This is a genomic window from Roseovarius confluentis (assembly GCF_002917925.1).
Classification (GTDB): domain Bacteria; phylum Pseudomonadota; class Alphaproteobacteria; order Rhodobacterales; family Rhodobacteraceae; genus Roseovarius; species Roseovarius confluentis.
Window position 1 is genome coordinate 1 of record NZ_PPFE01000014.1, and the last position, 18,541, is coordinate 18,541.

Here is an 18,541-nt window from a genome sequence, read left to right on the forward strand (position 1 = left end):
CAAGCCGCTGGTGCAGTTCACCGCCGAGCGTATGCCGGCCTTCCCGGACGTGCCGACGGCCAAGGAGCTGGGCGTGGAGATCGAGTACTACATGCAGCGCTCGGTCAACGGCCCGCCGGACATGGATCCCGAGGCGGTCGAGTGGTACGTGAACCTGTTCCAGGAGCTGTTCGACAGCGAGGAATGGCAGGCGTTCTGCAAGTCCGATGGTTTGACCTGCGAGACGATGATGAAAGGCGAGGACCTTGCCACGTTCCACGCGAACCAGAAGGTCGCGCACGAGAAGCTGATCGAAAAGGTCGGCGCCGCGTCCATCACCGGCGAGTAAAACAAGGGATATCACCGAAGAATTAACGGTGGTTGAAGGTCAAGGGCGGCGCAGGTGATGCGTCGCCCTTTTCAGTGGTCGATCAGGTTAACGGTGCCGGATTCTTCGAAAATGGCACGTCGGTATCGCGTCGGTATCGCTGGAGGTACTGCATCGGTACGCATTTCAAACTCCGCGCGATTTAACGGAACGTGCGCTGCAAAAGTCTTGGCCTGTGGAACGGGGGTCAGGGGCGGAGCAGGATCTTGCCGCGGTGGGTGGCGGATTCCATCAACTCGTGTGCCGCCGTCGCTTCCTCGAACGGGAATACCTTGTGAGTGTAGGTGCCGACCGTGCCCTCGGCCAGAAGCGGCCAGACTTTTTCCAGGAGATCTTGCGCCACGCGGGTCTTGAACGTGTCGGGGCGCGACCGCAGGGTGGAGCCGGTATAGGTGAGCCGCTTGAGCATCACGGGCATCAGGTCGATTTCCATCTTCGAGCCGCCGTTGAACGCGAGTTGCACGATGCGGGCATCGGCATGGGCGGCCTTGATGTTGCGGGCCACGTAATCGCCGCCGATGATGTCGAGGATGAGATTGGCACCGCCGGCCTCGCGGACGATGGGCACGAAATCCTCGGTCTTGAAGTCGATGGCGCGTTCGGCGCCGAGCTGCGTTACATAGTCGGCGTCGTCCTTGCCGGTGCAGGTGGTGAAGACGCGCATGTCCAGGGCGCGGCCCAACTGGATTGCGGTGGAGCCGATGCCGCCGGCGCCGCCATGGACAAGCAGGAGGTCCTTGGGGGCCGGGGGCCTGTCGAGGAAGAGGTTGGACCAGACGGTGAAATACGTCTCGCAAAGGCCGGCGGCATCGGTTGCATCCATGCCCGTTGGAATGGGCAGGCAATGGGTGGCGTCGACGGCCACGTATTCGGCATAGCCGCCGCCATTGGTCAGCCCGCAGATCGCATCGCCCACGGCCCAGCCGGTCACGTTGTCGCCCACGGCGGCGACCTCGCCCGAGACCTCGAGCCCCAGAAGGTCGGAGGCCCCCTTGGGCGGCGGGTAGTGGCCACGGCGCTGGACGAGATCGGGGCCGTTGACGCCCGTGGCGGTGACCTTGATGAGCACCTCGGACGGCGCGGGTTCGGGGACGGGGCGTTCGCCTATCTCCAGCACCTCGGGTTTGCCGGGTTCGCGCATTTCCACGGTTTTCATCGTCTCGGGCAGCATTTGGGTCGTCCTTTTCTTGAGCTTGACCCTGAATGTGCATTTAATGCGAGGGGTTTCAACCGGATTGGCCGGGATGGTGGGTTTTCACCCACCCTACGAGAGGCGGCTAGCCGAGTTCTGACAAGTCCACATCGGGCAGGCTGTCGAGGGCGTTCTTCAGCGCCTCGCCCCAGCCCTCGGAGACGGCCTGGAAATAGGGGCTGTCGGCCTCGATCCGGCCAGTCTGGCCGATTGTCAGGCTGTCGGTTTCGTAGATGTGGTAATCGAAGGGCGCGCCCACGGTCAGGTTGGCCTTGAGCGTGGAATCGAAGCTGACCAGCAGGAGCTTCATCGCGGCCTCGAAGCTGAGATCCGGATCGAAGGCGCGCACCAGGATGGGGCGGCCGTACTTGGTTTCGCCCATCTGAAAGAAGGGCGTGTCGTCGCCCGCCTCGATGAAATTGCCCTCGGGGTAGATCAGGAAGAGGCGGGGCGGGCTGCCGGCGATCTGGCCGCCCAGCATGATGGTGGCGTTGAACGTGCCTTCGGCGCGCTGGCCGGATTCGCCCGTGCGCTCGATCACCTCGCGCAGGGTGTCGGCGACCATGCGCGCGGCCTGGAACAGCGAGGGGACGCCCAGCAGGGAGGGCGTGCGGTCGCCGGGGGACTTGGCGCGCTCGTCCAGCAGGCTGATGACGGATTGCGTGGTGGCGAGGTTGCCTGCGGACAGTAGCGTGATCATCCGCTCGCCGGGGCTTTCCCAGCTTGTCAGCTTCTTGAAGGTCGAGATGTTGTCCAGCCCGGCATTGGTGCGGGTGTCCGACATGAAAACGAGGCCCCGGTCGAGAACCATTCCCACGCAATATGTCATGCCCGTCCTTCGCTATTGTTGGGTAACGTCGATCTCGACCTCGAGCTGTTCCTCGGGGCCGCCGATTCTGGTGCCTGTGATGGGCGCAGCATCGGCGTAATCGAGGCCCGTTGCAACGCGGACGTAGCGTGTGTCGGGCGAAATTCCGTTGGATATGTCGAAGCCGACCCACCCCAGCGCGTCGACATGCGCCTCGGCCCAGGCGTGCATCGCCTCCTGCGCGGTGCGGTCGTCGAGCATGAGGTAGCCCGAGACGTAGCGGGCCGGAAAACCCATGGCGCGGGCGCAGGCCAGGAAGATGTGGGTGTGGTCCTGGCAGACGCCCTTGCCGTGGGTGATGGCATCCTCGGCGGACCAGCTGGGCTCGGACGCGCCGACCTCGAAGGGCACGCTGTCGCGGATCGTCTTGCTGAGCGCGTGCAGGCGGTCGAGCGGGTCCGGCTCGTCGACCTTGCGGATCAGGGCGCGGGCTCCGGATTTGGCCTCGGTCCGCTTGGTGGGCTGTTCATAGAGCCAGAGCGGCGCGGGGCCGAGGTGCCGCCCCAGGATGCCGCTGACATCCTCGAGTACGACCTCACCTTCGCTGCTGACTGTGAGCTCGGTCGTGTCGCGGTCGAAGCTGATGAGCTCGACGGCGTTGTTGTGGTGGTCGGTGAAGTCCAGTTCCTTACGGCCATTCTCGATGCTGGTGGTCCAGTTCAGGATGTGCTGGGCGCGCGTGGTCTTGGGCGTCTTGCGCAGCTGTTGCAGGCCATAGGTCACGGGGCCGGAAAAGCGGTAGCGGGTGATGTGCTTGATTTGCAGATGCATGGGTGTGGGTCACTCGTAGAAGCGGTATTCGCGCTCGATTTCCTGCGCAAGGTCGGCGAGGAGGGCGATGATCTCGGTGATGAATTCGTGCAGGCCGTAGTCGAAGATCGCGTCGACCTCGTGGGCGAGGTACTTGCGGTTGATGAAGTCGAGCTTCTTCATGGCGTCGGAGGGATGCGCGTTGCCGGCATTGAGGCTGCGCAGGTTTTCCTGAAGCTGGGCGGCGCAGAAGGCGAGACTGCGCGGCAGGCGCTGGTCGAGAATGAGGAAATGGGTGATGTCGCGAGGGCCGGAATCGGCGCCGTATTCCATGCGGAAGCCGCCGCGCGCCGCGACGGAGCGCAGGATGGTTTCCCATTGCACGTTGTCGAGCGCCGAGCCCACGGCGCGCGCCGATGGCAGAAGGACGTAGTATTTCACGTCGAGGATACGCGCGGTGTTGTCGGCGCGTTCAAGGAAGGTGCCGAGCCGGGCGAAATCATAGCGTTCGCCACGCAGCATGGTGCCGTGGGTCATGCCGCGCACCAGCGAGGTGTTCTGGCGCAGGGTGCGCAGGCAGCCGGGCAGGTCGCGTTCGGCCACCTGGCGGGCAAGGTTTTCCTGTGCGTTCATGTAGGCGCTGTTGATCGCTTCCCACATGTCGCCGGTAAGGGCGGTGCGCACCAGTCGCGCGTTCTGGCGGGCGGCGCAGATGCAGGAATAGACGGATGACCCGTTGTTGCGGTCGCGCAGAAGCCAGTTGATCGCGGCCTCCTTGGTGACCTCGCCCTTTGCCGCCTCGAAAGCGGGCCAGACGCCGGCGGATTGCAGCACCGAGCGCCATTCTGCCGCGCTGTCACCCATGCGTGTCAGCGCGATGCGCTGGCCGGTTTCGATCAGGCGGGCGGTGTTTTCGGCCCGTTCGAGGTAGCGGAAAAGCCAGAAGAGGCCGTTTGCGGTTTTGCCTAGCATCGCATCAGTCCTCCAGCACCCAGGTGTCCTTGGTGCCGCCGCCCTGCGACGAGTTCACCACCAGCGAGCCTTTCTTGAGAGCAACGCGCGTCAGACCGCCGGGGGTGATCTGGATGCCGTCGGGATTGACCAGCACGAAGGGGCGCAGGTCGACGTGGCGCGGGCTGAGACCCTTGTTCGTGAAAGTGGGCACGGTCGACAGGCTGAGCGTGGGCTGGGCGATGTAGTTCGAGGGCTTGGCGTCGAGTTTCTTGGCGAAGTCGGCGATCTCCTTTTTCGACGCGGCGGGGCCCACGAGCATGCCGTAGCCGCCCGAGCCGTGGACCTCTTTCACCACCAGTTCGGCGAGGTGCTCGCGGACATAGGCGTAGTCGTCGGCCTCGGAGCAGCGCCAGGTGGGGACGTTGGGCAACAAGGGCTGTTCGCCGGTGTAGAACTCGACGATATCGGGCATGTAGGAATAGATCGCCTTGTCGTCGGCGATGCCGGTGCCCGGCGCGTTGGCGATGGTGATGCCGCCGGCGCGGTAGACATCCATGATGCCCGCGACGCCAAGCTGGCTGTCGGGATTGAAATTGAGCGGATCGATGAAGTCGTCGTCGACGCGGCGGTAAAGCACGTCGATGGGTTTGTAGCCGCGGGTGGTGCGCATCGCCACGCGGCCGTCGACCACGCGCAGGTCGTGGCCCTCGACGAGGTCGACGCCCATTTGGTCGGCCAGGAAGGCGTGTTCGAAATAGGCGGAGTTGTAGATGCCGGGGGTCAGCACGGCCACGACGGGCGCGTCCTTGGTGCCTGCGGGCGCGCAGGCGGCGAGCGAGCGGCGCAGGTTGGTGGGGTAGTTCTGCACCGGCTGGACGCGGTTGCGCGAAAACAGCTCGGGGAACATCTGGAGCATGGTTTCGCGGTTTTCCAGCATGTAGCTGACGCCTGATGGCGTGCGGGCGTTGTCCTCGAGCACGAAGAACTCGCCCGGGCCGGTGCGCACCACGTCGATGCCGACGATATGGGTGTAGACGCTGCCGGGCGGCTCGACCCCGATCATGTGGGGCAGAAACGCCTCGTTCTTGGCGATCATCTCGGCGGGCAGGCGTCCGGCCTTCACGATTTCCTGCTTGTGATAGATGTCGTGCAGGAAGGCGTTGATCGCGCGCACGCGCTGTTCGATGCCGCGCGACAGCTTGAACCATTCGTTGCCGGACAGGATGCGCGGAATGATGTCGAAGGGGATCAGCCGTTCTTCGGCCTCGGCCCGGCCGTAGACGTTGAAGGTGATGCCGGTGAGCCGAAAGAGGTCTTCGGCCTCGCGCTGTTTGGCGCGCAGGCGGGCGGGGTCTTCGGAGTCGAACCACTCGTGGAAGCTGGCATAGGGATCACGCAGGGTTTGGCTGGTGCCCCACATTTCGTCGAAGAAAGGTTCTGATGACATGTTCACCTCCGGCGTTTCATAGAAGCAGGCAGGCGCGAAGCTGGCAAGATAGTGCATTGCCGGAGGCTGAGTGGGTTGGGCTAAGGGGCCGGAACTGCTGGATTTTTGTGCAGGGCCTTGTCAGGCGAAGCGGAAGAAGACCGGCGCGGTGCGGCGGATATAGTCCTCGAAGAAGGTGGTGAAGGTGGCCACAGGCGGCGGAAACGCCTCGTAGGGCGGGTAGAAAAGCGTGAGCCAGAGCGGTGTGACCTGCCAGTCAGGCAGAAGGATCGTGACATCGCCCGAGGCAAGCCCGTCGGCCACGAGAAAGTCCGGCAGGACGGTGATGCCCTGGCCGTGGCTGGCCAGTTGATAGAGCAGGTCGCCATTGTTGGTGATGAGGCTGCTTCCCGCCTGGACGCTGCGATGGGCCTGCTCGCGGGTGAACTCCCAGGTCTCCGGCGTGCCGGTGGCGCTGTAGGAGAGGCACATCTCGCGCGGCAGGTCGGCGGGGTCGGTGGGTGCGGCGGTGCCCGCAAAGAGCGACGGGGCGGCGACGGCGTGGCGTGGTACCTCGCAGATCTTGCGCCAGATGGTGGACTTGTCCGACGGTGGGCCGGAGATGCGGATCGACAGGTCATAGGGGTCTTCGATGATGTCGACGAAGCGGTCGGTCAGGGTGACGCTGAGATCGACCCGGGGGTAGGCGTCGCGGAAGGCGGCGATCAGGCCCGGCATCAGGCGCAGGCCCAGCGACATGGGCGCGTTGAGGCGCAGGCGGCCGGCGTCGGGATGGGCGGCGTGCATCAGCGCGTCGGTGGTGGCATCGAGTTCCGCCAGAAGGGGGCGATAGCGGGCCGCCACCACGGCGCCGGCATCGGTGAGCGAGACCTTGCGGGTGGTGCGCAGGAGAAGCTGCTGGCCAAGGCTGTCTTCGAGCCGCGCGACAATGCGCGTGACGCTGGAGGGGGTCATGTCGAGCGCGCGGGCGGCGGCGGCGAAGCTGCGCCGCTCGGCCACTTCGAGGAAGACGCGGATGGGTTTGATATCCTGCATGAGAGCATTATTGCCCCATGTGCAATAGTCTATGCAAGTTTGTTGCTATTCCCCTGCGAGGGTCTTTGCCCCAGATTGCACGGTAACAGTTCTTCAACCGAAAGGGCGACAGCATGATTACCGAGATCAAGGGTCTGCATCACGTGACGTCGATGGCGGGCGACGCCAATGACAACAACGCGTTCTTTACCAAGGTGCTGGGATTGCGCCGGGTGAAGATCACGGTGAATTTCGACGCGCCGGAGGTCTATCACCTTTATTTCGGCGACGAGGTGGGCACGCCGGGGGCGGTGATGACGACCTTCCCCTTCGGCCAGATGCCGCGCGGCACGCGGGGCGTGGGCGAAGTGGGCGTGACCGAGTTCGCCGTGCCACATGGCGCGCTGGGCTATTGGAAAGACCGGCTGGCCGCCGCAGGCGTGACCGGGCTGGCCGAGGACGAAGCCTTTGGCGAGAAGCGTCTGGGCTTTGACGGGCCTGATGGCGATGGTTTCGCGCTGGTCGAAACGGACGTGCGCGGGCGCACGCCCTGGACCGGGGCGGACGTGCCGGAAAGTGCCGCGATCCTGGGCTTTCACGGCGCGCGCTTTGCGCTGCGCGATGCGGATGCCACGGGCGAGCTGTTGCGCTTCATGGGGTATCAGAAGATGGACACCCAGGGCGACCTGACGCGATACGTGATCGAGGGTGGCAATGCGGCCGACACGATCGACCTGCAGGAGGCGCCGAGTGCCAAACCGGCCCACCAGGGCGCGGGGTCGGTGCACCATATCGCGTTCTCGGTCGAGGATCGGGCGACGCAGCTGGACGTGCGCAAGCGGCTGGTGGACACAGGGTATGACGTGACGCCGGTGATCGACCGCGACTATTTCTGGTCGATCTATTTCCGCACGCCGGGCGGTGTGCTGTTCGAGGTGGCCACCAACGAGCCCGGGTTCGACCGGGACGAGGATACGGCGAACCTGGGATCGGCGCTGAAGCTGCCGGACCGGTACGAGCCGCACCGTGCGAAGATCGAGGCGCATCTGCCGCAGCTGGTGGAGTGAGGCGATGGCGCTGGATCTGTACCATGCCAAGACGCGGGCGCCCGATGCGGGCGCACCGCTGGTCTTTGCCTTTCACGGCACGGGCGGGGACGAGTCGCAGTTCTTTGACGTTGTCCGGCAGGTGAACCCACGGGCGGGGATCGTTTCGCCTCGCGGGGACGTGTCGGAACATGGCGCGGCGCGGTTTTTCCGGCGCACGGGCGAGGGGGTCTATGACATGGACGACCTGGCCAGGCGCACGGAGGCGATGGTGCGCTTCGTCGAGGCGCGGAAAGCCGCGTTTCCGGGCGTGCAAACATATGGCTTCGGCTATTCCAACGGGGCGAATATACTGGCCTCGGTGATGATGGCGCGGCCGGAGCTGTTCGACCGGGTGGGGCTGCTGCACCCGCTGATCCCGTGGGAGCCAGCGCCGGTCACGGGGCTGGACGGGCGACGCGTGCTTGTCACGGCGGGGCGGCAGGATCCGATCTGTCCCTGGCCGCTTAGTGCGCGGCTCATCGAATGGCTGGCGGCGCAGGGTGCGGACGTCGAGACAGTAATCCATGATGGCGGGCACGAGATACGGCCCGAGGAAGTGCAGGCGCTGGCGCGTCATTTGACCTGAAACAGGAGAGCGAGATGAGTTGGAACCCGACGCAGAACCCCGATTGTCCCGATGCCGCTGGGCTGGAGGGCATAGAAACGCTGATCATCCCGCGCGCGCGGGACCTGGGCGGCTTCGAGGTGCGGCGCGCGTTGCCGAGCCCCGAGCGGCAGATGGTCGGCCCGTTCATCTTTTTCGACCAGATGGGGCCGGCGGAGTTCATCACCGAGGGCGGGATCGACGTGCGGCCGCATCCGCATATCGGGCTGGGGACAGTGACGTATCTGTACCAGGGCGAGTTCGAACATCGCGACAGTTTGGGCACGCACCAGATGATCTATCCCGGCGAGGTGAACTGGATGCTGGCGGGGCAGGGCGTGACCCACTCGGAACGCACCAGCGAGGAGACGCGGGGCACGCGGCATAACCTCTTTGGCATCCAGACATGGATTGCCTTGCCAGAGGACCGCGAGGACATGGCGCCGGATTTCGAGCATCACAAGGAGGCGGCGCTGCCGTTCCTGAACGATGGCGGCGCGGAGGTGCGGTTGATCCTGGGCACGGGCTGGGGTGAAAAGAGCCCGGTGACGATGCAGTCGGAGATCTTCTATGCCGATGCGGTGCTGGCGCCGGGGGCGACTTTTCCGCTGCCCGACGAGCACGAGGACCGAGGGCTGTACGTGACGCAAGGCAGCGTGGAGATCGCGGGCGAGGTGTTCGAGGCAGGCCGGATGATGGTGTTCCGCCCCGGCGACCGGATGAGCGTGAAGGCGGGGCCGCAAGGCGCGCGGGTGATGGCGCTGGGCGGTGAGACGTTTAACGGGCCAAGGTATATCTGGTGGAATTTCGTGTCGTCCGATGTCGAGAAGATCGAGGCGGCAAAGAAAGCGTGGAAGGCGGCGGATTGGGACGGCGGACCGTTCAGGCTACCGCCGGGGGATGCTGACGAGTTCATCCCCATCACGGACGACATGGAGCGGATGAAGGTGAAGCGGCCCAAGGGGTAGAGCGTGCGGACGTGGTGGGGTGGAACCCCACCCTACGCAGCGTTCAGTAGAGCTTGATCGCGCCGGAGGTTTCGTCCGGCTCGGGCGTTTTTCCGGCGATGACCGAGGCGACGGACTGGTCGAGGATATCGTCCTCGGCCTTGCGCAGGCGGGTCAGCAGGTCGGGCAGGGTGCCGGTGGTGCCCGCCACCTGCTCCAGCGAGGGGCGGTCGCTCATGTCGCGGGTGCGACCGAGGCTGAGCCCGATGTCGCGGGCCAGTTCGGCCACGGTGACCCGGTGCAGGTCGCGCGAGAGACAAAGTTCGCCGTCCTCGGTTTCGACGATGTAGTTGGCCTCGAGCAGGGCCTCCACCGTGGAGTCACGCGCCAAGAGCGGCACGGCTTCGGCGAGGTCGTCATGGCTGAGCGACTGGCCATTCGGCGCCAGCCGGACCAGCGCGGCAAGAAGGGCGACGGCGACTTGCAGCGTTTCGGCGGGGGTGAGCGGACCGCCCGAGAGCGAGTCGCGGCGGCGCCACCAGTCGGGAAAGGAGGCGGTGAGCACGGCACCGAGGATGATCACCGTCCAGGAAGAATAGATCCAGATCAGGAAGATCGGGAATACCGCGACGGCGCCGTAGATCGTGGAATAGGTCGCGGAAGAGGTAACGAAGGTGTTGAACCCCCATTGCAGCAGTTGGAAGGCGACCGCGGCGAAGGCGCCGCCGATGAGCGCGTTGCGGACCTTGACCTGCACGGCGGGCACGACGCAGTAGAGCAGGGTGAAGACGAAGGTCGTGTTGACCACCGCGAGCACCGTGCGGGGCCAGTCCGAGCGCAGGTTGAGCGACGGCAGGTAGCCCGTGTCCTTGGCCCAGTCCTGAAGCGGGCGCATGACGTCGGTGGTCAGCGTGAAGCTGGCCCCGATCAGGAGCGGCCCCATGGTCAGGACCGCCCAGAAGGTCAGCAGCCGCACATGCAGGGGACGGGGCCGGGCGACGCGCCAGATGCTGTTGAGCGTGGCCTCGATGGTGGCCAGAAGCAGCACGGCGGTGACCGGCAGGGCAATGATGCCCGCCACGGTCAAGTCACTGGCGTTGCTGGTGAAATCCGAGATGTAGGTGCGCACGTCCGAACCGACTTCGGGGATGAGGATGCCGAAGAACATTTCCTGCATGCGGATCTTGACCGGATCGAAGGCGGGAAAGCCCGAGAGCACGGCGAAGGCGATGACGAGAAGCGGCACCAGCGCCAACAGGGTGGAGTAGGTGAGCGCGCCCGCCGCCTGGGTCAGGCCGTCATTCACGAAGCGGCGCATGGCGAAATAGAAGAAGCTTCCGATATCCTTGAGGATGTCGATCGGGCTGGTTTCGCGCCAGTATTCCAGACGGGATTTCTTGTTCGCCATATCGGGGAGATAGCATAGGTCCCGGACATCGTCTTTCAAACCGATGGCCTGACAGCGGCGATTTCCGCAAAGCGTGGGCTTTGAGACACCCTGGGGTTGAGGTCCCGGGTCAGGCCCGGGACGGGTGGCGCGTAGGGCGGTGTCCCTTGTTTTTTGCCCGGTCGGCGGGCTCAGGCGTCTTCCAGCACGAGTTCGGCGCATTTCTCTCCGATCATGATCGCGGGGGCGTTGGTGTTGCCCGAGACGATTTCCGGCATGATGGAGCAATCGGCCACGCGCAGGCCCGTCAGCCCATGCACGCGCAGGCGGGCATCGACGACGGCATTCGCATCGTCGCCCATCTTGCAGGTGCCGGTGGGATGGTAGATCGAGACCGAATTGTTGCGCGCCCAGTCGAGCGTGGCGGCGTCGTCGTCCATGCCGAGGTCACCCGAGGGCCGGAATTCCTCGGCGATCTTGGTCGACAGGGGCGCGTGGCGGGCGATTCTGCGGGCGATCTTGACGCCCTCGGTGAGGGTGCGGCAGTCGAGGTCGGTCGACAGGTAATGCGGGTGGATCTTGGGATAGGTCTTGGGGTCGGGGCCGTTCAGACGGATCTCGCCGCGGCTTTCGGGCCGCAACTGGCAGACTGACATGGTGAAGGCCGAGAAGGGATGCACGCCCTCACCGGGGCTGTCGGCGGACCACGGCTGGACATGGAACTGGATGTCGGGGGTTTCCACGTCGGGGCGCGTCTTGAGAAAGCCGGTGGCGAGGCTGGCGGCCATGGTCATCGGGCCGGCGCGGAACAGCGCGTATTTCAGCGCGATTCGGGCCTGCGAGGCGAGGCTGCGGACCTCGTCGTTCAGCGTGGGTTCGTTGCACTTGAAGACAAGGCGGGCTTGCAGGTGGTCCTGCAGGTTGCGACCCACGCCGGGCAGGGCGTGGTGCGGCGTGATGCCGTTTTCCTTGAGGTGGTCGGGGTCGCCGAGGCCCGACAGCATGAGGATCTGCGGACTGTTGATGGCGCCGCCCGACAGGATGACCTCGCGGGTTGCGCCGATGGTCTGCAACTGGCCGCCCTTGTCGCGGTACTCGACGCCGGTGACGCGCTTGCCGTCGAGAAGCACGCGGGTGACTTGCGCGTGGGTGACGATGTTCAGGTTCTTGCGGTCGCGGATGGGGCGCAGGTAGGCCACCGCCGCGCTGCATCGGCGGCCGTTGCGGGTGGTGAGCTGGAAATAGCCCACGCCCTCTTGATCTTCGCCGTTGTAATCGGGGTTGAACGGGTAGCCTGCCGTCTGGGCGGCGGCGACCCAGGCGTCGCAGATGGGGCGCTGGATGCGCATGTTGGACACCGAAAGCGGCCCGGCGTCGCCGTGGTACGCGTCGGCGCCGCGCTCGTTGTTTTCGGCCCGTTTGAAAAGGGGAAGGACATCGTCCCAGCCCCAGCCGGTGTTGCCCATCTGGCGCCAGCGGTCGTAGTCCTGCGGCTGGCCGCGGACGTAGAGAAGCCCGTTGAGCGAGGACGACCCGCCCAGCACCTTGCCGCGCGGCCAGTCGATGGCGCGACCGTTGAGGCCCGGGTCGGGTTCCGTCCGGTAGCACCAGTCGACCGTGGGGTTGTGCATCGTCTTGAAGTACCCGACGGGGATGTGGATCCACGGATTTCGGTCGGGCGGGCCTGCCTCGAGCAGCGTCACGCGCACCTTGGGGTCCTTGCTGAGCCGGTTGGCCAGGACGCAGCCCGCAGAGCCCGCGCCAACGATCACGTAATCGGTATTCACCAGTTTTCCTCCCATTTCACGAAAAAACTCTATGCAGAACGGGAAAGCTATTCTAGTGTTTTTTGAAACGATACGTCTCAAAAGTTGTCAAAATGGGAGGATTAAATGGCAATTTATGACCGAGTGAAGGGCGTTTCGCGCCGGGATTTTTTCAAGATAGCAGGGACTTACGGCATGAGCTCGACGCTCTTGGCGGCGGGTGCCTTTGGTGGCGCGATGACGTCGGCGAACTTGGCCCGTGCGGCGGAATCGACCTACGAGAGGCGATTCTCGAAAGAGGCCAAGCACACGCTGAAGTTCGGTGCGTCGGGTTTCAACCCGCAGAACCTGCTGATCGAGCGGGCGGGCGCGCTTGAATTCGCGCGTGACCTTGAAAGCCGCACGGACGGCGAGATTCGCGTCGAGTTTATCGGCAACAACCAGATCTGCGGCCAGCTGAGCTGTGTCGAGAAGACCCAGCAGGGCATCATCGACATCTATGCCGCGTCGACCCAGAACTCGGCCGGCGGCGCGCCCTATCTGAACGTGCTGGATTATGCCTACATGTTCCCCGGCCGGGCGTCGCAGTACCACTTCCTTTACAGTCCCGAGTCTCAGCGCATCCTGCGCGACCCGCTGGAAAAGCGGCACGGGCTGAAATTCCTGTTCTCGCACTGTGAATTGCGGGGCATCCAGTTGGGTCTGTCATGGGAGGACAAGCCGACGGTGACCAAGCTGGAGGAGCTTTTCGGCACCAAGAACCGGGTCACGGGCACGCAGCTGGGCCGGATCGCCATGCAGGCGCTGAACCTCAACCCGGTGCCGGTGGCATGGGAAGAGACGCTGGACGGGCTGAAGCAGGGCCTGATCGACGGGGCGGAGACCTGGGCCTCGGCCGTGGCTTATGCCAACATGTCTCCGGTGGTCAGCCAGTGTGTCGACCTGAAGTTTTTCTGCGGGACCGAGCACACGTCGATGAGCGCGAGCGTCTTCGACGGGCTGGACGCGCATCTGCAGGAGGCCGTGATGGAAAGCGCCTACTGGGCGCAGACCCATGTGCAGGCGGCGAACGAGGCGGCTTTGGTCAAGACCGTCGGATTCTCGGACCCGCAGCTGCCGAACACGATCTTTGCCGAGAACAACGTGCGCAACGCGTTCCTGGCAGACGACCAGATCAAGATGGCCGAGGAAATGTGTTCGCCGGAATACCAGCCGGACCTGTGGGCCGACTGGCGCGAGCGCCTGAACAACTGGGCCGGTGGCATCGATACCTATCAGGAAATCTATGACATCGCACGCGAGGTCCCCGCGGACATGCTGCCCGAGAATGTCGAGCCGCGTCGCTGGTGGAAATCCTGATACTGACTTAAGAAAAATATCGCCGGCCCCCTGACCCGGGCCGGCGATATGCGGTCAGGACCGGCGTGATAGGCCGGAAGTCAACGAAAATGGGAGGGCGTCATGTCGATCTTGTCCGACGTGGGAGCAATTTTCTCTGCTGTCGCATCGAACGATGCGTGGATGATCCGGGAAGCGCTGAGTGCCGATGCGGCGTGGTACCTTGGAACGGCGGTGGCCTTGGTCGGGGGGCTGGCTCTGGCGGGGATGTACCGCGCGCTGCCTTTCGTCGAGCGGCACCTGGAGCGCACGATCATGGTGGTGGCTTACCTGGCGGTGGCGTTCATCATTTTCTGGGGCGTGATCGACCGCTTTATCTTTTCCAACCAGCAGCCGTGGTCGACGACGATCCCGCCCTTGCTGTTCATGATCATGGCGTGGTTCGGTGCGACCTATAACGTCGCGCTGCGCACGCATCTGAGTTTTTCCGAATTCCGCAGCCGGATGCCGCGGCCTGCGCAGTTCGCCTGCCTGATGCTGGACGCGGTGCTGTGGTTCACATTCTCGGTGATCGTGATGGTCACAACGGCGCGGGCCGCGGCCCTGTCGGCGTCGAATTTCCAGATCGTGCTGGGCACGGACAATACCCTGCAATGGTGGTTCCTGATCACCGCGCCCATCGCGTTTCTGCTGATGGCGGCGCGGACGTTTCAGAACCTGTTCGAGGATATCGCCAACTGGCGGTCGGGCCGGCCGCTGATCAAGCAAGCCGTGATCGGGGGGGACGTATGATGACCGATGGCACCCTCATTACGCTGATTTCACTGGGCGTGACGTTCCTGTTCATGCTGGGCGTGCCGGTGTTCCTGGTGATCGCCTACTGGGTGATCGGGTGCAGCTTCGTGCTGAACCTGACGCTGGACAACCTTGGCGCTGAACTGCTCAACGTCTTCAACAAGGGGTTTGCCCTGTTGGCGATGCCGCTGTTCATCCTGACCGGGGACCTGATCAACAAGTCGGGGATCGCACGACGATTGTCCGATTTCGCCTATGCCTGTCTTGGGTGGTTACGCGGCGGTCTGGCCATGGCGAGCCTTGGGGCCTGCGGGCTGTTCGCCGCGATTTCGGGGTCGAACTCGGCCACCACGGCGACCATCGGTTCGATGCTGCATCCCGAGATGGTGAAAGGCGGCTATGACGAGCGGTTCTCGGCGGCCACCGCCGCCGCAGGTGGTACGGTGGGGATCATCATCCCGCCGTCGATCATCTTCATCGTCTACGGCTTTCTGATGAACCTGCCGATCTCGGACCTGTTCGTGGCGGGGATCCTGCCCGGCGCGCTGATGGTGTTCGGCATGCAGTTCGCCTGCTGGATCATCTGCCGGATGAACGGCTGGGGCTACCTGATCCCGCTCCAACTGAACCGGGTGCTGAAGACGGCGTTCGGCGCATGGCTGGGGTTTTTTGCGATCGGGCTGGTGCTGTGGGGCATCTATACCGGCAAGTTCTCTCCGACCGAGGCGGCGGGCGTGACGGTTGGCTTCTGCATCATCGCGGGCCTGCTGAGCTGGGTGGTGAGCCGGATCTTCCGGGTCAGGAGCGACAGGCCGTGGGAGGAACGGTCCTATGCGTCGATGTTGGTGGTTGAAGGGTTCACCATTCCTGAAATCCCGGGCATCGTCATGCGCTCGGCCCAGATCACGGGAATCCTCGCGCCGCTCATCGCCATCTCGGTGGTGATGCAACAGATCCTGTCGCTGTTGGGTGCGCAGGAAGTGATCGGCACGTTCCTGACCTCGATGGGCGGCTATTACCCGGTGCTGTTCACCGCGATGCTGATCGTGTTCTTTTCGGGCATGATCCTGGAATCGCTGCCGGTCACGATCATCCTGGCGCCTATTCTTGCGCCGATTGCGGCCAGCGTGGGTGTCGATCCGGTGCATTTCTCGGTGATCTTCCTGGTGGGCGCGTCGATCGGGTTCATTACGCCGCCCTATGGGCTTAACCTTTACGTCGCATCCGGCGTGACGGGGGTGCCGTACTTCCGCTTGCTGAAGTATACCGTGCCGTATCTTGTCGCCTTGATCAGTGTCTGGGTTCTGGTGTCTGTTGTCCCCGAACTTGCGCTGGTCTTGTTGCCGAACAGGTAGGAAAGACGTGACATGCCCGACGATCAATCAGAAGACGGAAAGTACCTGATCCCTACCAACCTGCGCCTGCTGGTGCTGCTTGAAGAGGTGGCGAAGGCGGGCGTACCGGTGGCGCCGTCGACGCTGGTCGCGGCGCTGGGCCTGCCGAAGCCGACGGTGCATAGGTTGCTGAGCACGGCGGAGGCGGAGGGGTATTTGCAGCGCGATGTCGACGGGCGCTCGTTCGGGCCGGGCAAGAGGTTGCGGACACTGGCGATCAACACGCTGTCGTCGCAGCGCATCCGCACCGAGCGGCTGATGATCATGAAGGGGCTGGCCGAGGATGTGGGCGAGACCTGCAACCTGGCGGCGCCGGGACGGTACGGGATGGTGTATCTCGACCGGGTCGAGACGCATTGGCCGCTGCGCATCCAGTTGCCGGTGGGCACGCAGGTGCCGTTCAATTGTACCGCCAGCGGCAAGATGTACCTGTCATCGCTGCGCACCGACAAGCTGTCCCGGCTGTTGCAGAACCTGGACATGCCGCGGCGGACCGAACGGTCGCTGACCGATGCGGATGCGCTTATGGCGGAGCTGGCGCGCATCAGGGAGCGGAATTATTCGACCGACAACGAGGAATTCATGGACGACATGACCGCCGTTGCGGTGCCGATCCGGGACGATCAGAACCGGCTGGTGACGACCTTGTCGCTGCACTCTCCGATCCAGCGGTGCAGCCTGTCGGACCTAGAGGCTTACCTGCCGCGCCTGCGCGAGGCGGCGCGGCAGTTGGAAGACCTGATCTGAGGACGGACTGGGCGGCCTGACGGGGGCGGGGATGCGCCGCCGAAGATCGCCCTGCGGCCCTCGTGGATCAGGCTTTCTTGTCTTCTGGGAATTCGACCGGACCGCCCTGGTCGGCCCAGGTGGAGAAGCCCTCGCGCAGGTGCGAAGCCTCGAACCCCATGTCCTGAAGCGCGGCTGTGGCCAGCGCCGAGCGCCAACCGGACGCGCAATGCAGCACGTAGCGCTTGCCGGGTTGGGCGAAGACGTCGCGGTGATAGGGGCTTTCGGGGTCGACCCAGAATTCGAGCATCCCGCGCGGGGCATGAACACTGCCGGGGATGAAGCCGCTGCGCTGGCGTTCGCGCACGTCGCGGATATCGACGATCACGAGATCGGGGTCTTCGTGCTGCGCGATCAGGTCCTTCGTTTCGACCTCTTGGATGCGGGCGCGGGCGTCGGCGACCATCTGGGCGGCGGTTGTCTTGAGTTGGGTCATCAAAGCTCCTTTGGGGGCGTTCAGGCGTTGGGTCGCGCGTCGAGCCAGGCGATCTGGTCACGAATGAAGTTCGGGTCGGTTTCCATGCGGATGAAGACTGCCGTCAGCGCGGCGACCGCTGCGGGCATGTCGTCGTCCGGGCTGCCAACGGGCATCAGGATTTCGCAGGTGCCGTCGGGGGCGACGGTCAGTGCAAATGTGTCGGACGGGATCACGGTGCCGGTATCGGAATGGGCTTGCATGGGTCTCTCCTGACGGTTTTCCCAGCAATAGAGACGGGGCGGCGGGCTGTCAAAACGACGCGGCGGGCGCGCGCGCGTGGTGCTGTTTGCGCGAACGTGATCGCGGGACCGCCCGGATTTGTGGAAACGCCGACGTGACCGGTCTATGTTGCGCGATCAGGGAGGTGCCATGCGCGTTGTTCGACTTGCTTTCATGCTGATCTTTGCCGGGCTGGCCGCGCAGGCGGATCAGCGCGAGGACTACCTTGACATGGCGCAGCGCGGCTGGAGTTACGAGCTGCGTACCACGATGATCGGGCGGGACATGGAAATCCCGGTACGGATCAACGGGCGCGACATGGCGGGGGCCGCGCTGTGCGTGGTGGGCGAGAAGCCCCACCCCGAGACCCGCGCGGTGCTCGATGCGTTCCGGGGCCTGATCGGAGACGTTTACGGCAAGCCGCTGCCGATGCGGTTTGCCGGGGACACGGCGCAGGGCTGTGGGGCGGGGCGGGTCGTGTTGTTGCGGCTGTATTCCGGGCGGCCGCCGAACCGGGCGCTGTCGCAGGACGTGGACTGGATGAACAGCGCTTTCGGTCTGGGCCTGCCGCGGGGGCGGGACTATGCGGCGATGTCGCCGGCGATGGCGCAGACGTTCTTTGGCCACCTTGGGCAGGTGACGCATATCATGGTCAAGCAGCCGGGGCCGTCGACGCCCGGAAAGCTGGAGCGCAAATTCTATCGCTCGATCCTTGTGGAAGAGTTGTTCCAGTCGTTCACCTTCGGGATGGATGTGCTGAAGTTCGACCGCGACGCGCGGTTCGTGTCAAAACTGCAGGAATTTCCCGTGAACATGGGCAGGATGCCGTGGAGCTCACGCGGGTTCATGCGGGCGATCCTGGGGTCGAACCCGGTAGGGCTGTGCCGGTTTGACGTTTTCATGCTGCATGCGGTGGCGCAGTCGCCGGGGGCCGAGACAAACGCGCCGGAATTCATAGATTTCATCGACGTGAACTACGAGCGACTGGATGCGCTGAGCGCGGAAAGTTTTGCCGATGCGCGGTTTGCGCCACTGATGGACCCGGACTGCGCGGCCGACCGGACGGTGCGTTAGGGATTACGACTTTCGGTTAGGTAGGCGGCGACTGGCCGCTTGCCCTAGCGTTGATGTGATGCGCCGCGCGGTG

18 protein-coding genes and 1 pseudogene are annotated in these 18,541 nt (G+C 64.5%); 9 read left to right on the forward strand and 10 right to left on the reverse strand.

The features are described from left to right. Positions 1 to 328 (forward strand): annotated as a pseudogene (locus tag C2I35_RS20405) (tripartite tricarboxylate transporter substrate-binding protein); the annotation flags it as partial. Positions 329 to 554: 226 nt separating this feature from the next. Here the strand turns inward: C2I35_RS20405 and C2I35_RS20410 are convergent. From C2I35_RS20410 to C2I35_RS20435, 6 genes are all read right to left on the reverse strand, one after another. Beyond that, entirely contained in the window at positions 555 to 1,538 is a 984-nt protein-coding gene (locus C2I35_RS20410) for an NAD(P)H-quinone oxidoreductase (RefSeq protein ID WP_103764892.1), read from the reverse strand. A 106-nt stretch (positions 1,539 to 1,644) separates the two neighbouring features. Further along, a complete protein-coding gene (locus C2I35_RS20415; protein WP_170067269.1) occupies positions 1,645 to 2,388 on the reverse strand; it encodes a proteasome-type protease in 744 nt (247 codons plus the stop codon). A 12-nt stretch (positions 2,389 to 2,400) separates the two neighbouring features. After that, positions 2,401 to 3,198, reverse strand: a complete 798-nt coding sequence (locus C2I35_RS20420) for a transglutaminase family protein (RefSeq protein ID WP_103764894.1) — start codon at positions 3,196 to 3,198, stop codon at positions 2,401 to 2,403. A 9-nt stretch (positions 3,199 to 3,207) separates the two neighbouring features. Further along, positions 3,208 to 4,149 (reverse strand): alpha-E domain-containing protein, encoded by a 942-nt coding sequence (locus C2I35_RS20425; protein ID WP_103764895.1) that lies wholly within the window; start codon positions 4,147 to 4,149, stop codon positions 3,208 to 3,210. 4 nt (positions 4,150 to 4,153) lie between these two features. Beyond that, on the reverse strand, positions 4,154 to 5,578 hold the full coding sequence (locus tag C2I35_RS20430) for a circularly permuted type 2 ATP-grasp protein (RefSeq protein ID WP_103764957.1): 1,425 nt from the start codon (positions 5,576 to 5,578) through the stop codon (positions 4,154 to 4,156). Positions 5,579 to 5,698: 120 nt separating this feature from the next. After that, positions 5,699 to 6,613, reverse strand: coding sequence for a LysR family transcriptional regulator (locus tag C2I35_RS20435; protein WP_103764896.1), 915 nt, complete (start codon positions 6,611 to 6,613; stop codon positions 5,699 to 5,701). 113 nt (positions 6,614 to 6,726) lie between these two features. Between C2I35_RS20435 and C2I35_RS20440 the strand changes: the two genes are divergently transcribed. The 3 genes from C2I35_RS20440 to C2I35_RS20450 are packed head-to-tail and all read left to right on the forward strand — an operon-like array spanning position 6,727 to position 9,252. After that, positions 6,727 to 7,659 (forward strand): ring-cleaving dioxygenase, encoded by a 933-nt coding sequence (locus tag C2I35_RS20440; protein WP_103764897.1) that lies wholly within the window; start codon positions 6,727 to 6,729, stop codon positions 7,657 to 7,659. A 4-nt stretch (positions 7,660 to 7,663) separates the two neighbouring features. Then, positions 7,664 to 8,266: an alpha/beta hydrolase gene (locus C2I35_RS20445; RefSeq protein ID WP_103764898.1), complete on the forward strand. Its 603-nt coding sequence runs from the start codon at positions 7,664 to 7,666 to the stop codon at positions 8,264 to 8,266. Positions 8,267 to 8,280: 14 nt separating this feature from the next. After that, positions 8,281 to 9,252, forward strand: coding sequence for a pirin family protein (locus tag C2I35_RS20450; RefSeq protein ID WP_103764899.1), 972 nt, complete (start codon positions 8,281 to 8,283; stop codon positions 9,250 to 9,252). Between the two features lie 43 nt (positions 9,253 to 9,295). On the opposite strand, the gene C2I35_RS20455 is transcribed toward C2I35_RS20450, so the two are convergent. Next, on the reverse strand, positions 9,296 to 10,678 hold the full coding sequence (locus tag C2I35_RS20455; protein ID WP_170067270.1) for a YihY family inner membrane protein: 1,383 nt from the start codon (positions 10,676 to 10,678) through the stop codon (positions 9,296 to 9,298). A gap of 131 nt (positions 10,679 to 10,809) precedes the next feature. Then, positions 10,810 to 12,420, reverse strand: coding sequence for a GMC family oxidoreductase (locus tag C2I35_RS20460; RefSeq protein ID WP_103764901.1), 1,611 nt, complete (start codon positions 12,418 to 12,420; stop codon positions 10,810 to 10,812). A 90-nt stretch (positions 12,421 to 12,510) separates the two neighbouring features. Here C2I35_RS20460 and C2I35_RS20465 point away from each other — a divergent pair, with 90 nt between their 5' ends. From C2I35_RS20465 to C2I35_RS20480, 4 genes are all read left to right on the forward strand, one after another. Beyond that, on the forward strand, positions 12,511 to 13,743 hold the full coding sequence (locus C2I35_RS20465; protein WP_103764902.1) for a TRAP transporter substrate-binding protein: 1,233 nt from the start codon (positions 12,511 to 12,513) through the stop codon (positions 13,741 to 13,743). A gap of 102 nt (positions 13,744 to 13,845) precedes the next feature. Next, on the forward strand, positions 13,846 to 14,514 hold the full coding sequence (locus C2I35_RS20470) for a TRAP transporter small permease (protein WP_103764903.1): 669 nt from the start codon (positions 13,846 to 13,848) through the stop codon (positions 14,512 to 14,514). After that, on the forward strand, positions 14,514 to 15,872 hold the full coding sequence (locus C2I35_RS20475; protein ID WP_103764958.1) for a TRAP transporter large permease: 1,359 nt from the start codon (positions 14,514 to 14,516) through the stop codon (positions 15,870 to 15,872). Before C2I35_RS20470 ends, C2I35_RS20475 begins: the two co-directional genes overlap by 1 nt. Before the next feature lie 12 nt (positions 15,873 to 15,884). Further along, positions 15,885 to 16,658: an IclR family transcriptional regulator gene (locus tag C2I35_RS20480; RefSeq protein ID WP_103764904.1), complete on the forward strand. Its 774-nt coding sequence runs from the start codon at positions 15,885 to 15,887 to the stop codon at positions 16,656 to 16,658. 67 nt (positions 16,659 to 16,725) lie between these two features. Here C2I35_RS20480 and C2I35_RS20485 read toward each other — a convergent pair whose 3' ends face one another. Then, a complete protein-coding gene (locus tag C2I35_RS20485) occupies positions 16,726 to 17,133 on the reverse strand; it encodes a rhodanese-like domain-containing protein (RefSeq protein WP_103764905.1) in 408 nt (135 codons plus the stop codon). A gap of 20 nt (positions 17,134 to 17,153) precedes the next feature. Beyond that, a complete protein-coding gene (locus tag C2I35_RS20490; RefSeq protein ID WP_103764906.1) occupies positions 17,154 to 17,375 on the reverse strand; it encodes a hypothetical protein in 222 nt (73 codons plus the stop codon). A 169-nt stretch (positions 17,376 to 17,544) separates the two neighbouring features. On the opposite strand from C2I35_RS20490, the gene C2I35_RS20495 reads away from it, so the two are divergent. Continuing rightward, positions 17,545 to 18,468 (forward strand): hypothetical protein, encoded by a 924-nt coding sequence (locus C2I35_RS20495; RefSeq protein WP_146050099.1) that lies wholly within the window; start codon positions 17,545 to 17,547, stop codon positions 18,466 to 18,468. The last annotated feature ends 73 nt before the right edge of the window (positions 18,469 to 18,541 follow it).

What these genes read in the sequence shown, in the direction of transcription:
- C2I35_RS20410 (WP_103764892.1), bottom strand. Translation starts at nt 1,538, where the DNA reads ATGCTGCCCGAGACGATGAAAACCGTGGAAATGCGCGAACCCGGCAAA.
- C2I35_RS20415 (WP_170067269.1), bottom strand. Translation starts at nt 2,388, where the DNA reads ATGACATATTGCGTGGGAATGGTTCTCGACCGGGGCCTCGTTTTCATG.
- C2I35_RS20420 (WP_103764894.1), bottom strand. Translation starts at nt 3,198, where the DNA reads ATGCATCTGCAAATCAAGCACATCACCCGCTACCGCTTTTCCGGCCCC.
- C2I35_RS20425 (WP_103764895.1), bottom strand. Translation starts at nt 4,149, where the DNA reads ATGCTAGGCAAAACCGCAAACGGCCTCTTCTGGCTTTTCCGCTACCTC.
- C2I35_RS20430 (WP_103764957.1), bottom strand. Translation starts at nt 5,578, where the DNA reads ATGTCATCAGAACCTTTCTTCGACGAAATGTGGGGCACCAGCCAAACC.
- C2I35_RS20435 (WP_103764896.1), bottom strand. Translation starts at nt 6,613, where the DNA reads ATGCAGGATATCAAACCCATCCGCGTCTTCCTCGAAGTGGCCGAGCGG.
- C2I35_RS20440 (WP_103764897.1), top strand. Translation starts at nt 6,727, where the DNA reads ATGATTACCGAGATCAAGGGTCTGCATCACGTGACGTCGATGGCGGGC.
- C2I35_RS20445 (WP_103764898.1), top strand. Translation starts at nt 7,664, where the DNA reads ATGGCGCTGGATCTGTACCATGCCAAGACGCGGGCGCCCGATGCGGGC.
- C2I35_RS20450 (WP_103764899.1), top strand. Translation starts at nt 8,281, where the DNA reads ATGAGTTGGAACCCGACGCAGAACCCCGATTGTCCCGATGCCGCTGGG.
- C2I35_RS20460 (WP_103764901.1), bottom strand. Translation starts at nt 12,420, where the DNA reads ATGGGAGGAAAACTGGTGAATACCGATTACGTGATCGTTGGCGCGGGC.
- C2I35_RS20465 (WP_103764902.1), top strand. Translation starts at nt 12,511, where the DNA reads ATGGCAATTTATGACCGAGTGAAGGGCGTTTCGCGCCGGGATTTTTTC.
- C2I35_RS20470 (WP_103764903.1), top strand. Translation starts at nt 13,846, where the DNA reads ATGTCGATCTTGTCCGACGTGGGAGCAATTTTCTCTGCTGTCGCATCG.
- C2I35_RS20475 (WP_103764958.1), top strand. Translation starts at nt 14,514, where the DNA reads ATGACCGATGGCACCCTCATTACGCTGATTTCACTGGGCGTGACGTTC.
- C2I35_RS20480 (WP_103764904.1), top strand. Translation starts at nt 15,885, where the DNA reads ATGCCCGACGATCAATCAGAAGACGGAAAGTACCTGATCCCTACCAAC.
- C2I35_RS20485 (WP_103764905.1), bottom strand. Translation starts at nt 17,133, where the DNA reads ATGACCCAACTCAAGACAACCGCCGCCCAGATGGTCGCCGACGCCCGC.
- C2I35_RS20490 (WP_103764906.1), bottom strand. Translation starts at nt 17,375, where the DNA reads ATGCAAGCCCATTCCGATACCGGCACCGTGATCCCGTCCGACACATTT.
- C2I35_RS20495 (WP_146050099.1), top strand. Translation starts at nt 17,545, where the DNA reads ATGCGCGTTGTTCGACTTGCTTTCATGCTGATCTTTGCCGGGCTGGCC.